A 13,569-nucleotide genomic window follows, 5' to 3' on the forward strand; every position below is an offset into this window, starting at 1 on the left:
CCATTGTCGCGTACGCGGACGGGTGCGATGACTGTGGCGACCGTCATGAATGAGTGCGGTGCGCAACAGAGGACGGTCAGGAGAGGGTCATTAGTTAGACGCACTATCGACACGGGCGTAGGCTGGAGGAATGCCCGAGCTCAGTCCTCGCCACCGTCTTCTCGTCCTCGCGATCTGCTGCATGAGCCTGCTGATCGTGAGCCTCGACAACACGGTCCTGAACGTCGCCCTGCCCTCGATGCAGAAGGAACTGCACGCGAGCGTGGCGGGCCTCCAGTGGACCATCGACGCGTACACGCTGGTCCTGGCGTCGCTGTTGATGCTCGCGGGCTCGACCGCCGACCGCATCGGCCGCCGCCGGGTCTTCAAGGCGGGCCTGGTGATCTTCACCCTCGGTTCGGTCCTGTGCTCCGTCGCTCCGAACCTGGACTCGCTCGTCGCCTTCCGCATGGTGCAGGCGGTCGGCGGCTCGATGCTGAACCCGGTCGCGATGTCGATCATCACCAACACCTTCACGGACCCGCGCGAGCGCGCCCGCGCGATCGGCGTCTGGGGTGGCGTGGTCGGCATATCGATGGCCGCGGGGCCGATCGTGGGCGGCCTGCTCGTGGACTCGGTCGGCTGGCGGTCGATCTTCTGGATCAACCTCCCGGTCGGCCTCGCCGCGCTCCTGCTCACCTGGCGTTACGTCCCCGAGTCCCGCGCCCCCAAGGCCCGCCGCCCCGACCCGGTCGGGCAGCTCCTCGTCATCGCGCTGCTCGGCTCCCTGACGTACGCGATCATCGAGGCGCCCAGCTCCGGCGCTCCCAAGACCCTCGCCTTCGGCGCGATCGCCGTCGCCGCGCTGCTCGGCCTGCTGTGGTACGAGCCCCGGCGCGCCGAACCCCTCATCGACCTGCGCTTCTTCCGTTCGGCGCCGTTCAGCGGGGCCACGGTCGTCGCCATCAGCGCGTTCGCCGCGCTCAGCGGGTTCCTGTTCCTCTCGACGCTCTATCTGCAGAACGTGCGCGGTCTGGACGCGCTGCACGCGGGCCTGTGGATGCTGCCCATGGCGGTCATGTGCTTCGTGTGCGCGCCGCTGTCGGGGCGGCTGGTCGGCAACCGGGGGCCGCGACTGCCCCTGCTGATCGCGGGGGTCGCGATGACCGCGAGCGGGATCCTCTTCGCCGCGTTCGAAGGCGAGACGTCGAACGTCACGCTCGTCATCGGGTACGTCCTCTTCGGCCTCGGCTTCGGCTTCGTGAACGCCCCCATCACCAACACCGCCGTCTCCGGCATGCCCCGCGCCCAGGCCGGGGTCGCTGCCGCCGTCGCCTCCACCAGCCGCCAGATCGGCGGCACCCTCGGTGTCGCCGTGGTCGGCGCGGTCCTGGCCTCCGGCATCCAGGCCTCGTCGTACCGGGAGACGTTCGTGACGGCCGCCCGCCCCGGCTGGTGGATCCTCGCCGGCTGCGGTCTCGCCGTGCTCGTCCTGGGCGCGCTGACCAGCGGACGCTGGGCACGCGGGACGGCCGAGCGGACGGCACGGCAGCTGGAGTCGGCGGAGGTCCGGGACTCGGTGACCGTCCGGGCCTAGGCGTGCCCTAGGCGGCTTCCGTCTCGCGCCGTCAGCGCGATCTCGTGCAGCTTCCTCAGGCGTTCGCGGTTCTGCTCGTCCACGGGGGCGTACGTCACCATGCGGGCGCCCATGTCGGGGGCGAGCCACAGATCGGTGTGGTCGACGGTGAGCAGCCCGACGTACGGGTTCAGGAACTGCTTGGTCTTGCTGCGCGAGCCGCCGTACACCTCGTACCGCTCCCAGATCTCACGGAACTCCGCCGACTCCGTCCGCAGTCGTTTGACGAGCAACTTCCAGGCGGGCTCGCCGAGGTGGCCGGCCATCGAGCCGCGCAGCTTGGCGGCCATCACGCGCATGGTCTCGTCGAGGAGCACGATCGACTCGCGCCACTCCGGGTGGGTGTAGACGAGGACCATGCAGTTGCGGTCCTCGGGCGGTACGGCGTCGAGGTCGCGCATCATCAGCCGGGCGTACGTGCGGTTGTACGCCAGGATGTCGTAGCGGCTGTTCTGGATGCAGGCCGGGACCGGCTCCAGCTGGGTCAGCACCTCGAGCAGGGCCGGGGTAATGGTCGGGCACCGCGCGGCGGGCGTGGGGTCGACGGCTCCGGCCAGCCGGAAGAGGTGGGCGCGCTCGCTGGAGTCGAGCAACAGGGTGCGGGCCAGGGCGTCGAGAACCTGTTCGGAGACCTGGATGTCGCGGGCCTGTTCCAACCAGGTGTACCAGGTGACGCCGACGGCGGAGAGCTGCGCGACCTCCTCGCGGCGCAGGCCCGGCGTGCGCCGGCGACGGCCGCGGGGCAGTCCGACCTGCTCCGGCGTGATGCGCTCACGGCGGTTGCGCAGGAAGGTGGCGAGCTCGTGTCGCCGGATCTCGCTGCCGCGGGGGGCGGCGGAGCCGTGCGGCTCGGGGTCCACCGGCCGGGGAGAAGTCACGGACACCGCCCGCTGAGCAGGGTCGATGGCCTCCACCGGCCGGGGAGCGGTGCTCTCCTGCGTCATCGTCGTCATGCCTCCAGCCTGCCGTTCGCCGGAACCTGTTGCCAGGTAGTGCTTCTACCAGGATAAGGACACTCTGGTACCAGTCTGAGGTCAGGAGAAGTCTGGAGGACGTGACCGAAACCGGAACCCTCAGGACTCCAGTCCGCTCGCCCTCCGCAGCACCCGTGCTCAGCGGCCTCGGCCTCTTCACCGTGCTGCTCGGGGCGGCACTGCCCCTCATCGACTTCTTCATCGTCAACGTAGCCCTCCCGACCATCGGCCGGGACCTGAACGCGAGCGAAGCCGTCCTCGAACTCGTCGTCGCCGGGTACGGAGTCGCGTACGCCGTCCTGCTCGTCCTGGGCGGCCGCCTCGGCGATCTCTTCGGTCGACGCCAGTTCTTCCTCGGCGGCATGGCGGCCTTCGGCCTGACCTCCCTGGCGTGCGGGCTCGCGCCCAGCGCCTGGACGCTGGTGGCGGCGCGCGTCGCGCAGGGCGCGGCGTCCGCGGCGATGCTGCCGCAGGTGCTCGCCACCATCCAGGCGGCGACCGCCGGCCCGCGCCGCGCCAAGGCCATGGGCCTGTACGGGGCCACGGCCGGTCTGTCCATGGTGGCCGGGCAGATACTCGGCGGCCTCCTCGTCGCGGCGGACATCGCGGGCACCGGCTGGCGCGCGGTGTTCCTCGTGAACGTGCCCGTCGTGATCCTCGGCCTGATCCTGGCCACGCGCGCCGTCCCCGAGACGCGCTCGCAGCACCCGGAGCCGATCGACACCCCCGGCACGGTGCTGCTCGCCGTGTCCCTTCTCGCGCTCCTCGCCCCGCTCACCGAGGGCAGGGCGGCGGGCTGGCCCCTGTGGACCTGGCTGTCGCTGGCGCTGTTCCCCCTCGCGGCGGCGGCGTTCTACTTCGTCGAGCGCCGGGAGGACCGCCAGGGCCGTACGCCCCTGGTGCCGCCGAGCCTGTTCGCGCTGACCTCGCTCCGCCGGGGCCTGATCATGATCGTGCCGTTCTCGATCGGTTTCAGCGGCTTCATGTTCGTGATCGCGGTGGCGCTGCAGCGGGGTGCGGGCCTCGGCCCGGTCCCGGCGGGCCTGGCACTGGCACCGATGGCCGCGGTCTTCTTCGTCGTCTCCCTCTGCGGCCCCCGGCTGATCGCCCGCTACGGCACCCGGATCGTCACCGCGGGCGGGCTGATCCAGGCGGTGGGCGTGGGCCTCATCGCGCTGGCCGCCTGGCGGTCCTGGCCCGACCTGGGCGTGTGGCAACTGCTGCCGGGCGCGGCCGTCGCCGGCGCGGGCCAGGCGCTCCAGCTCCCCGTCCTGATCCGGATCATCCTCTCCGAGGTGCCGTCCGCGCGGGCCGGCGTCGGCAGTGGCGTCATGGCCACCACCCAGCAGTCGGCCCTCGCCGTCGGCGTCGCCACCCTGGGCACCCTCTTCCTGTCCCTCGCCGCGAGCGACGGCATGCGGGACGCCCTCGTCACCACCCTCCTGGTCCAACTGGCGGGCGTGGCCCTGACGACGGCCCTGAGCCTGCGACTGCCGCGCACGATCAGCTGAGTTGTGGGGGCAGTTGGAGCAGTTGGAGCATCCGCTGCATGACGGGGACGGGCAGGGACGGGTGCCGGGCCGCGGGCTCCGCGGTGTCGGGGTCGCGCAGCAGCCGGACGACGACCCGAGCGGGAAACCGCGCGTGCCAGAAGGCCGCCTGACGTATGTGGCCGTGCGGGTCGTCCAGCAGCCGTACCGCCGACGCCACCGTCAGCCGCGGGTCCTTCGCGGCCCGGTATCTCACCTCGTCGTCCGGGTCCCGGCTGAACCGCTCCACCAGTTCGGATGTCGACTCCGGGTCGTCCAGGGCCAGTTGACGCATCCGCGGGTTCGGGTCGTCGGCGTGGCGGAGGAGGTCGTGGCGGGGGAAGTTCGGGTGGCCGTGCGGGCGGTCGGGGGCGCTGAGGCTCCCGGTCCACCACTGCCACACCCGCAGCAGCATGTCGGCGGGCGCGTCGTCGCAGGACTCGGCGAGGAAGAGCTGCACGACGCGGTCCTCGTCCCGGGCGAGGAGTTCCACGACGTCCGGCGGAAGACGCTTGGCGCGGGCGACGCTGCGGCGTACGAGGGGGTGGGCGGATGCGGCCAGGCGGCGCAGGGCGGCGGGGTCGTCGTGCAGGTCCGTGACCCAGTCGAGCGGATAGTGGTGCAGACGCGGATCGAAGTCGATGTCGATGCCGGCTCGTTGTTCCTCGGTGAGGTCGGGTCGCGTGGAGACCGCGAAACGGACGGACTCGTCCTGGTCCCGGCCGAGGAGGGCCACCAGGTCCGGGTCGAGGCCCGGGCTGCCCGCGAGGGAACGGCGCACGACGGGTTCGCCGTGGTGGGCCAGGTGTTCCGCGAGTTCGCGCTCCAGACGGCAGGTCGTCACGGCACGGTCCTGGAACCCCCCGTAGGCGGTGTCGGAGGCGAAGTCGGCGGCGAGGAAGACGGACCGGGGCATCGGATGGTCCTGGTGGTGCCGGAGCAGGGCCTCCGCACGGACCTTGCCGCTGGGGTCCCCGAGCAGTTTGTGGCGGGTCTCCTTCGACAGGTGGGGCCAGGCCCGTCGGCAGGCCGCGACCCGTACCGTCCACTCGGGGTCGGCGGCCAGCGCGGTCAGCAGGTGCGCGGACAGCCCGGACAGCCGGGCGGTCTCCGCACGGACCCGGGCGGACGGATCCACGGCGAGCCGCTCGCAGGCGGGTCCGGTGAGCTCGACGCGCCGGTCCGCCGCGAGCATGGTGAGGATCCACCGGTGCCGCTCGTTCCGCTCGGCGAGGATCAGACGGATCCATTGATCGGCCGTGATGTTCGGCTGGGCCTCGGCCAACTGCGCCCGTATCTGCCAGTCCGGGTGCGCCATGGCGGCCTCCACGACCGCCGTCGGCATCGCGCTGTACTTGAGGTAGGTGGAGCGGCCCTGTAGACCGGCGCGCAGGTCATCGGGGGTGGCCGGGTTGAGCGCCAGCCCGTTGGCCCACGACGTGAGGAGCCGCTCCGAAGGGTCCAGCCCCTCGAACGCCGACTCCCAGGCGACGGCCCGCTCCTCAGGAGTCTCCCGTGCCGTCGCCCGCGCGGCCGCCTCCCGCCGCTCCCGCATCCGGTCCACGACGACGAGCCGGATCCCGTCGTCCTCGGATGTCGTACCCAGCAGGCTGTCACCGTCCGTGGAGAGCGCGACGAACTTCGGCTCGCCGGGCCGTTCGCCCAGCACTCCGGCGAGGTCCCACCGGTCGGTGAGCCGGACCGGCGTCCAGTCCCAGGGCGCGCCGCCCGTGCAGTGGTCGGCGATGTCGATGAGGAAGACACCGTCCTCGTCGAGGATCCCGCACGCCACCGCCAGCCGGTGCCACTGCGCGTTGAACTCGCCGATCGGGTCCGCCCCGTCACCGGCCACGCGCACCACCCGCTCCGCGTCACCCGGAACAGCCGCACGCCACGCGAACCGGGGCGACGGCACCTCCTGAACCCGCCGCTCCCCGACGACTTCCAGCCCCGCCCGCCGCAACAGCTCCCCGAGCTCGGCTGTCCCACGCGTCATGAATACGACTCCTCAGCGACGGAAGTGACGACCGTACAGAAGGGATGTTCTACCGGGATCGCACCACGCACTGCAGTTCGGCGATCACGCGCCGATCCCAGGTCGGCTCCCGGGGCGGGTCAGTGGGGCGGCCAGGGTCTCCGGCTGGTGGGCGCGGCGTAGGGCGTTCGCGACGAAACCGTTCGCCTTCAGTTCCTCGACGAGGTCGTGGAGGAAGCGGACGGTCTCGGGGCGGCGGGTCCTCGTCGTGCCGACCGCTTGGCGGATCTGCATGAACCGGTCCTCGATGAGGCGGAGTTCGGGGTGTGCCGCGACGAACTCGGTCATCGGCTGCCGGATCCCGGCCGCGACCTCCAGCCCCTCGGCCCGGAACGCCTCGACCCCGTCCTCCCCGCGCACCACGCTCGCGTGCCGAAGCGTGCGGGAGAGGAAGAGGTCGTAGGCGGACCCGCGCTTCACACCGATCCGTACGCCGGGACGGTCGACCTCGGCGACGGTCGTCAGGTCCGAGTCGCGGGGGACGGCGTACACGCCCTCGATCACGACGTACGGCGCCGTGAACGCGACCTCGGCCTCCCGCGCGGGCTCGACGGCCAGGAAGCAGAGGTCGGCACGGCCCTCGGCCATCGCCTCGTACGACTTGCGGGCCGCGTCGAAGCAGAGGAGTTCCACGGGGACGTCGAGGCGGGCTGCGATCTCCCGCGCGAGGTCGACGGTGATGCCCGCCGGGGCCGTCGGTGTGCCCTGGGCCAGCACGGGATTACCCAGGTTGATCGAGGCCCGCAGGGTGCCGTGGGGCGCGAGGTCCTTGGCGATGGCGGGAGTTCCGGTCGTCATGAGCGGAGTCTAGATCGGGGGCGGTGCGGCAGTGCGGAGGGTGGACGCGCGGAAACGGATCGTGATCGCGTACGACCACGCGGTGAACTCGCGGCCGAAGAACCCCCGTTGATCTTCCCGATGCTGCACACTCCTTGCTGCGAAACGCTTGCCGCCAACGCCTTGCCGGGCAAGCGGAGCGGTAACACCTGGAGGTGTCATGCTGCAGATCAACACGAGCAAGGTCAGCCGCTGGGACCAGCACGGCCGCGAGCACGTCGTCCATGTCCAACGCGCCGGTGTACAGCGCACGATCAGATGCGACACCTGCGGCTGGCGCAAGGGCGCGCAGTTCCTGCCGTGGCTGAAGGCGGAGGAGCACCTCGCCGAGGCGCATCAGGCGACGGTGGACCCGACGGAGGGATAGCCCTCCGCCGGGTCCACCGGTTCGCCGGTTCGCCGGGGCCACCGGTCCGTCGGCGGCCGTGGATTCAGTCGATGCGGCGGCGCAGTCCGCGCAGGACGAGGGTGACGACCGTCGAGAACTCGGCCTCGATGCCCGGCTTTTCCCACTCGTGGGCGTATGCGGGGTCGTGGAAACGGTTCGTGGCGTGGAAGACGGCGCGGGCCGTCGCGACGGAGTCGCCGTCCACGGTCATGAAGTCGCCCTCCATCACACCGCGATGAATGATGTCCGAGAGCTGGTCGACCAGCTCGGCGACGTGCTCCTCGACCACCGCGCTCGCCTCGTCGAGCAGCACCGAGTACGTGGCGAACAGCTCGGGATCGTCGCCCGCCTTGTGCCGCTTGGCGGTGAACAGCGTCGACAGCCAGCGCTCGAGCGCCTCCGGGGGCGGTGCGGACGACGGCCTGGCGATCTCCGCGAGTATCTGCGACGTACGGTCCAGCCAGCGCTTCGTGACCGCCTCCCGCAGCGCCGCCTTCGTACGGAAGTGACGGTAGACGCTGCCGTGGCTGACGCCGAGCGCGCGGGCCACGTCCACCACGGTGGCCTTCGCGGGGCCGTGGCGGCGCAGCGCCTCCTCCGTCGCCTCGAGGATGCGCTCGGCGGTCAGTGCTTCGGTGGTCGGTGCCATGTCGAAAACCGTACCTGTCGGCACTGTCAGCGGTCGGTGCCGAGATGTGACATCTGCGCCGCCGGGTAACGGTCGCCCGCGGCGGCGTCCGCCGGCACGGCCTGCTCGATCGCCGCGAGGTCGGCGGCGTCGAGCGTGACGTCCAGCGCGCCGAGCGCCTCCGTCAGCCGCTCCCGGGTCCGCGCACCGACCAGCGGCACGATGTCCTCGCCCCTCGACAACACCCACGCGATCGCGATCTGCGCCACGCTGACGCCCTTCTGCTCCGCGATCTTCCGCAACGCCTCGACGAGGGAGAGGTTGTGCTGGAGGTTCTCGCCCTGGAAGCGGGGGCTCATGGAACGGAAGTCGGTCGGCGCCAGCTGCCGGTCGGCCGTGAAGTGGCCGGAGATCAGCCCGCGGGACAGCACGCCGTACGCGGTGATCCCGATGCCCAGCTCACGGGTGGTCGGCAGGACCTCGTCCTCGATGCCGCGCGAGATCAGCGAGTACTCGATCTGGAGGTCGGAGATGGGGGCGGTGGCGGCGGCCCGGCGGATGGTTTCGGCGCCGACCTCGCTCAGGCCGATGTGCCTGACGTGCCCCTTCTCCACGAGCTCGGCGATCGCGCCGACCGTCTCCTCGATCGGGACGTTCGGGTCGAGCCGCGCGATCCGGTACACGTCGATGTGATCGACGCCCAGGCGCTGCAGCGAGTACGCGGCGAAGTTCCGCACCGCGGCGGGGCGGCCGTCGTATCCGGACCAGCCGCCGTCCGGGTCGCGCAGGGCGCCGAACTTGACGCTGGTCAGCGCCTGCTCGCGCAGGGCCGCCGGAACCGCGCGCAGGGCCTCGCCGATCAGCATCTCGTTGTGGCCCATGGCGTAGAAGTCGCCGGTGTCGAGGAGCGTCACGCCTGCCTCGAGGGCGGCGTGGATGGTCGCGATGGACTCGGCCCGGTCCGCCTCGCCGTACAGCGCGGACATGCCCATGCAGCCGAGGCCGAGGGCGGAGACCTGGGGGCCGGTGGTTCCGAGGGGGCGGGTTTGCATGAGGACTCCCTGGTGTCCCTTGAAGGATTGGTGCCCTTTCACGATGGCATGACAGATGACAGATTTCAATATCTGTCATCTGTTATCTGTCAGCTGATATCTGTCAGCCGTCATCCGACGCCTGCCACCCGCCGCCCACCACCCCCACCCCACTTTGGTCCAGACCTATTGACGACAGGTCTGGACCGCAGGCACTGTCATGCCTACGACACCTCACCGCACCCCCCACCGGGAGGCCTCGCATGATCCGTCGGAAGTTGCGCCTGTTCGCCCTCGCACTCACCGCAGCCGTCCTCGCCCCGCTGTCGGTCGCCACCGCCCCCACCGCATCCGCCGCCGACACCTGCGCCGTGAAGTCCCGCCCGTCCGGGAAGGTTCTCCAGGGCTACTGGGAGAACTGGGACGGCTCTTCCAACGGAGTGCACCCGCCGTTCGGGTGGACGCCGATCACCGACTCCCGTATCGCCGCGCACGGCTACAACGTGATCAACGCGGCGTTCCCGGTCATCCGCTCCGACGGCACGGCGCTGTGGGAGGACGGGATGGACACCGGTGTGAAGGTCGCGACGCCGGCGGAGATGTGCGCGGCCAAGGCGTCCGGGCAGACGATCCTGCTGTCGATCGGCGGGGCGGCGGCGGGCATCGACCTCAGTTCCTCCGCCGTCGCCGACAGGTTCGTCGCGACGATCGTGCCGATCCTGAAGAAGTACAACTTCGACGGTATCGACATCGACATCGAGACGGGCCTGGTCGGCAGTGGCAGCATCGGTCAGCTCTCCACGTCCCAGGCCAACCTGATCCGGATCATCGACGGCGTGCTGTCGCAGATGCCGGCCAACTTCGGGCTGACCATGGCGCCGGAGACCGCGTACGTCACGGGTGGCAGCATCACGTACGGCTCGATCTGGGGCGCGTATCTGCCGATCGTCAAGAAGTACGCGGACAACGGGCGCCTGTGGTGGCTGAACATGCAGTACTACAACGGCAGCATGTACGGATGCTCCGGCGACTCCTACTCCGCGGGCACCGTCCAGGGCTTCACCGCGCAGACCGACTGCCTGAACAAGGGTCTGGTCGTACAGGGCACCACGATCAAGGTGCCCTATGACAAGCAGGTCCCGGGTCTGCCCGCCCAGTCGGGCGCCGGTGGCGGCTACATGTCACCGAGCCTGGTCTCCCAGGCGTGGCGGCACTACGGCGCCGGTCTCAAGGGCCTGATGACCTGGTCGATCAACTGGGACGGCTCGAAGAACTGGACCTTCGGCGACAACGTCAAGGCGCTGCAGGGCCGTTGAGAGCCAGGACGGCTCGGGGAGCGGCCCACTGAGCAGCCCACTGAGCAGGTCACTGGGCAGGTCACTGGGCAGGTCACCGAGCAGGTCGTCTCCAACGCGCCGTCGCCGTTCTCAGCGCGCCCCCACAGTTCTCAGCGCGCCGCCGCGGTGAAGCCCGGAAGGATCAGGGTGAGCCAGCGATCGCGGACCTCGCGTGGCTGGTCGAGGGGAGCGGTGGCCAGCAGGAGGTAGAAGTCGGCGACGGTGACGTCCGAGTGGAGGTCACCGTCCGCCTGGCCGGCGGTGATGAGCTCGGTCAGCGCGGCGGCCGCACGCGTGTCGTTCTCGGGCGCGTACGAGGCGCCGACTCCCTGCGCGGCGGCCTTCACCGCGTGGTCCTGGGCCGCGGCCTCGATGACGCGGGAGACGAGCGCGGTGAGCTCGGTCATGGCGTGCTCCCCCGCCCGCACGCGGTCCGCCGCCTCCTCCACGGCGAGGGTCATCCGCTCGACATGCCGGGACAGGACCGCGCCGACGAGATCGGTCTTGGTGGGGTAGTGCCGGTAGAGCGTGCCCACCGCCACCCCGGCAGCCTCGGCGATCGCGTCCATGGGCACCTCGGGTCCGTGCCGGGTGATCAGCAGGTGCGCCGCGTCGAGGATCTTCTTGCGGTTGCGGACCGCGTCGGCGCGCAGCGGCCGGGCCTGGGTCATCGTGCCCTCCAGTCTCATCGAGGAGTCAAGCCTATGCGGTTCGCTTGCGGGAAAGTGAACCATGATTCATGATGAAGGTGAGCCATGGTTCATCTTTACCTGGCGTTCCCGCCCCGCGAGGGGCCGACTCAAAGGTTTGCCCCATGTCCAGCAAGGTCGCCCTGGTCACCGGTGCCTCCTCCGGTATCGGTGAAGTCACCGCACTCAAGCTCCAGGAGCTCGGATACACCGTGTACGGCGCTGCCCGCCGGGTGGAACGGATGTCCCGGCTCGCCGAGGCGGGCGTCCACGTCCTGCCCATGGACGTCACCGACACCGCCTCGATGCAGGCGGGTGTCGACGGGATCATCGCCGAATCGGGCCGTATCGACGTCCTGCTGAACAACGCGGGGTACGGGTCCTACGGGGCCATCGAGGACGTACCGCTGGACGAGGCGCGTGCCCAGTTCGAGGTCAACATCTTCGGTGCCGCCCGTCTGATCCAGCTCGTGCTGCCGCACATGCGGGCCCAGCGGAGCGGCACGATCGTCAACATCTCGTCCATGGGCGGCAAGATCCACACCCCGCTGGGCGGTTGGTACCACGGGACCAAGTTCGCCCTCGAAGGGCTCAGCGACTGCCTGCGCATGGAGCTCAAGCCGTTCGGCGTCGACGTGGTCGTCGTCGAGCCCGGAGCCATCAGGACGGAGTGGGGCGGCATCGCCGCGGACAACCTGCGCAAGACCTCCGGCGACACCGCGTACGCGAGGCAGGCCGACGCGATGGCCGAGTCCCTGGGTTCCGAGAGCACCGCCCGCCGCAGCTCCCCGCCCTCGGTGATCGCCGACACCGTCGCCAAGGCCGTCACGGCTCGCCGCCCCAGGACCCGGTACGCCGTCGGTTTCGGGGCCAGGCCCCTCATCTTCCTGCGCCGCGCCCTGCCCGACCGCGCCTACGACGCGCTCGTCGCCCGCGCCATGGGCACACCGACCGGCGCTCGCCGCTAGGACCCGTACGACCACGTGAACCTGTCCCACAGCTGGGACCTGTCTCACGGAGAAGCCCCCGGCTCCCGCAGCGCGGGAACCGGGGGCTTCTCACGGACAAGCCAGGTCAGCAGCCGATCAGGCGCGCGGCCAGGTAGCCCTCGATCTGGTCGAGGGAGACGCGCTCCTGCTTCATCGAGTCGCGCTCGCGCACCGTGACGGCGTTGTCGTCGAGGGTGTCGAAGTCGACCGTGACGCAGAACGGGGTGCCGATCTCGTCCTGGCGACGGTAGCGGCGGCCGATGGCGCCCGCGTCGTCGAAGTCGATGTTCCAGTGCTGGCGCAGGGCGGTGGCGAGACCCTTGGCCTTCGGGGACAGCTCGGGGTTGCGGGAGAGCGGGAGGACGGCGACCTTGACCGGCGCGAGGCGCGGGTCGAGGCGCAGCACCGTGCGCTTCTCCATCTTGCCCTTGGCGTTGGGGGCCTCGTCCTCGACGTAGGCGTCCAGCAGGAACGCCAGCATCGCGCGGCCGACACCGGCGGCGGGCTCGATGACGTACGGAGTCCAGCGCTCGCCGGCCTCCTGGTCGAAGTAGGAGAGGTCCTGGCCGGAGGCCTTGGAGTGCGCGCCGAGGTCGTAGTCGGTGCGGTTGGCGACGCCCTCCAGCTCACCCCACTCGTTGCCGCCGAAGCTGAAGCGGTACTCGATGTCGGCGGTGCGCTTGGAGTAGTGGGAGAGCTTCTCCTGGGGGTGCTCGAACCAGCGCATGTTCTCTTCGCGCAGACCGAGGCCGGTGTACCAGTTCCAGCGCTCCTGCATCCAGTACTCCTGCCACTTCTCGTCCTCGCCCGGCTTGACGAAGAACTCCATCTCCATCTGCTCGAACTCGCGGGTGCGGAAGATGAAGTTGCCGGGCGTGATCTCGTTGCGGAAGGACTTGCCCATCTGCGCGATGCCGAAGGGCGGCTTGCGGCGCGAGGTCTGCTGGACCTGGGCGAAGTTGGTGAAGATGCCCTGGGCCGTCTCGGGGCGCAGGTAGGCGACGGAGCCGCTGTCCTGCGTGGGGCCGAGGTGGGTGGTGAGCAGGCCCGAGAACTGCTTGGGCTCGGTGAACGTGCCCTTGTTGCCGCAGTTGGGGCAGTTGAGGTCGGCGAGGCCGTTCTCCGGGAGGCGGCCGTGCTTCGCCTCGTAGGCCTCCTCCAGGTGGTCGGCGCGGTAGCGCTTGTGGCAGGAGGTGCACTCGGTGAGCGGGTCGGTGAACGTGGCGACGTGCCCCGACGCGACCCAGACCTCGGTCGCCAGGATCACCGACGAGTCGATACCGACGACGTCCTCGCGGGAGGTGACCATGTAGCGCCACCACTGGCGCTTGATGTTCTCCTTGAGTTCGACGCCGAGCGGGCCGTAGTCCCAGGCGGCCTTCTGGCCACCGTAGATCTCACTACAGGGGAAAACGAAGCCACGGCGCTTGCTCAGGCTGACGATGGTGTCGATCTTGTCGGCGGCCACGGTGCTCTCTTCATTACGAACGGACGGCAGCGAATGATTCAGGTTACCG

General features: G+C 70.3%; 12 protein-coding genes. 5 read left to right on the forward strand and 7 right to left on the reverse strand.

Translation table 11 applies throughout. The annotated features are described in order from the left end of the window. Positions 1 to 130: 130 nt before the first annotated feature. A complete protein-coding gene (locus FNV62_RS18825; RefSeq protein WP_097284642.1) occupies positions 131 to 1,576 on the forward strand; it encodes an MFS transporter in 1,446 nt (481 codons plus the stop codon). On the opposite strand, the gene FNV62_RS18830 is transcribed toward FNV62_RS18825, so the two are convergent. Further along, positions 1,573 to 2,568 (reverse strand): helix-turn-helix transcriptional regulator, encoded by a 996-nt coding sequence (locus FNV62_RS18830; RefSeq protein ID WP_143601581.1) that lies wholly within the window; start codon positions 2,566 to 2,568, stop codon positions 1,573 to 1,575. The genes FNV62_RS18825 and FNV62_RS18830 overlap by 4 nt on opposite strands. A gap of 101 nt (positions 2,569 to 2,669) precedes the next feature. Between FNV62_RS18830 and FNV62_RS18835 the strand changes: the two genes are divergently transcribed. Next, positions 2,670 to 4,100, forward strand: coding sequence for an MFS transporter (locus tag FNV62_RS18835; RefSeq protein WP_054235494.1), 1,431 nt, complete (start codon positions 2,670 to 2,672; stop codon positions 4,098 to 4,100). Here FNV62_RS18835 and FNV62_RS18840 read toward each other — a convergent pair. Both FNV62_RS18840 and FNV62_RS18845 read right to left on the reverse strand, forming a co-directional pair. Beyond that, positions 4,093 to 6,114 (reverse strand): PE-PGRS family protein, encoded by a 2,022-nt coding sequence (locus tag FNV62_RS18840; protein ID WP_144315436.1) that lies wholly within the window; start codon positions 6,112 to 6,114, stop codon positions 4,093 to 4,095. The genes FNV62_RS18835 and FNV62_RS18840 overlap by 8 nt on opposite strands. Before the next feature lie 84 nt (positions 6,115 to 6,198). After that, entirely contained in the window at positions 6,199 to 6,951 is a 753-nt protein-coding gene (locus FNV62_RS18845) for a transporter substrate-binding domain-containing protein (protein WP_144315437.1), read from the reverse strand. 199 nt (positions 6,952 to 7,150) lie between these two features. Here FNV62_RS18845 and FNV62_RS18850 point away from each other — a divergent pair, with 199 nt between their 5' ends. Continuing rightward, on the forward strand, positions 7,151 to 7,357 hold the full coding sequence (locus tag FNV62_RS18850; RefSeq protein ID WP_054235491.1) for a hypothetical protein: 207 nt from the start codon (positions 7,151 to 7,153) through the stop codon (positions 7,355 to 7,357). Positions 7,358 to 7,421: 64 nt separating this feature from the next. Here FNV62_RS18850 and FNV62_RS18855 read toward each other — a convergent pair whose 3' ends face one another. Together FNV62_RS18855 and FNV62_RS18860 are read right to left on the reverse strand one after the other, a co-directional pair. Further along, positions 7,422 to 8,027, reverse strand: a complete 606-nt coding sequence (locus FNV62_RS18855; protein ID WP_054235490.1) for a TetR/AcrR family transcriptional regulator — start codon at positions 8,025 to 8,027, stop codon at positions 7,422 to 7,424. A 26-nt stretch (positions 8,028 to 8,053) separates the two neighbouring features. Next, the gene (locus FNV62_RS18860) at positions 8,054 to 9,058 is read right to left on the reverse strand and encodes an aldo/keto reductase (RefSeq protein ID WP_143613331.1); all 1,005 of its coding nucleotides are present in this window, start codon (positions 9,056 to 9,058) and stop codon (positions 8,054 to 8,056) included. 242 nt (positions 9,059 to 9,300) lie between these two features. Between FNV62_RS18860 and FNV62_RS18865 the strand changes: the two genes are divergently transcribed. Beyond that, a complete protein-coding gene (locus FNV62_RS18865) occupies positions 9,301 to 10,353 on the forward strand; it encodes a chitinase (RefSeq protein ID WP_097284646.1) in 1,053 nt (350 codons plus the stop codon). A 131-nt stretch (positions 10,354 to 10,484) separates the two neighbouring features. Here the strand turns inward: FNV62_RS18865 and FNV62_RS18870 are convergent, their stop codons facing one another. Further along, positions 10,485 to 11,063 carry a TetR/AcrR family transcriptional regulator gene (locus tag FNV62_RS18870; protein ID WP_225900293.1) on the reverse strand — a complete coding sequence of 193 codons (579 nt, stop codon included), beginning with the start codon at positions 11,061 to 11,063 and terminating at the stop codon, positions 10,485 to 10,487. Between the two features lie 125 nt (positions 11,064 to 11,188). Here FNV62_RS18870 and FNV62_RS18875 point away from each other — a divergent pair, with 125 nt between their 5' ends. Continuing rightward, positions 11,189 to 12,031 carry an oxidoreductase gene (locus FNV62_RS18875; RefSeq protein ID WP_143608027.1) on the forward strand — a complete coding sequence of 281 codons (843 nt, stop codon included), beginning with the start codon at positions 11,189 to 11,191 and terminating at the stop codon, positions 12,029 to 12,031. Between the two features lie 106 nt (positions 12,032 to 12,137). Here the strand turns inward: FNV62_RS18875 and FNV62_RS18880 are convergent, their stop codons facing one another. Next, positions 12,138 to 13,520, reverse strand: a complete 1,383-nt coding sequence (locus tag FNV62_RS18880) for a glycine--tRNA ligase (protein ID WP_143601587.1) — start codon at positions 13,518 to 13,520, stop codon at positions 12,138 to 12,140. Positions 13,521 to 13,569 lie beyond the last annotated feature (49 nt).

It is taken from the genome of Streptomyces sp. RLB3-17 (assembly GCF_007113425.2).
Classification (GTDB): Bacteria; Actinomycetota; Actinomycetes; order Streptomycetales; family Streptomycetaceae; genus Streptomyces; species Streptomyces mirabilis_D.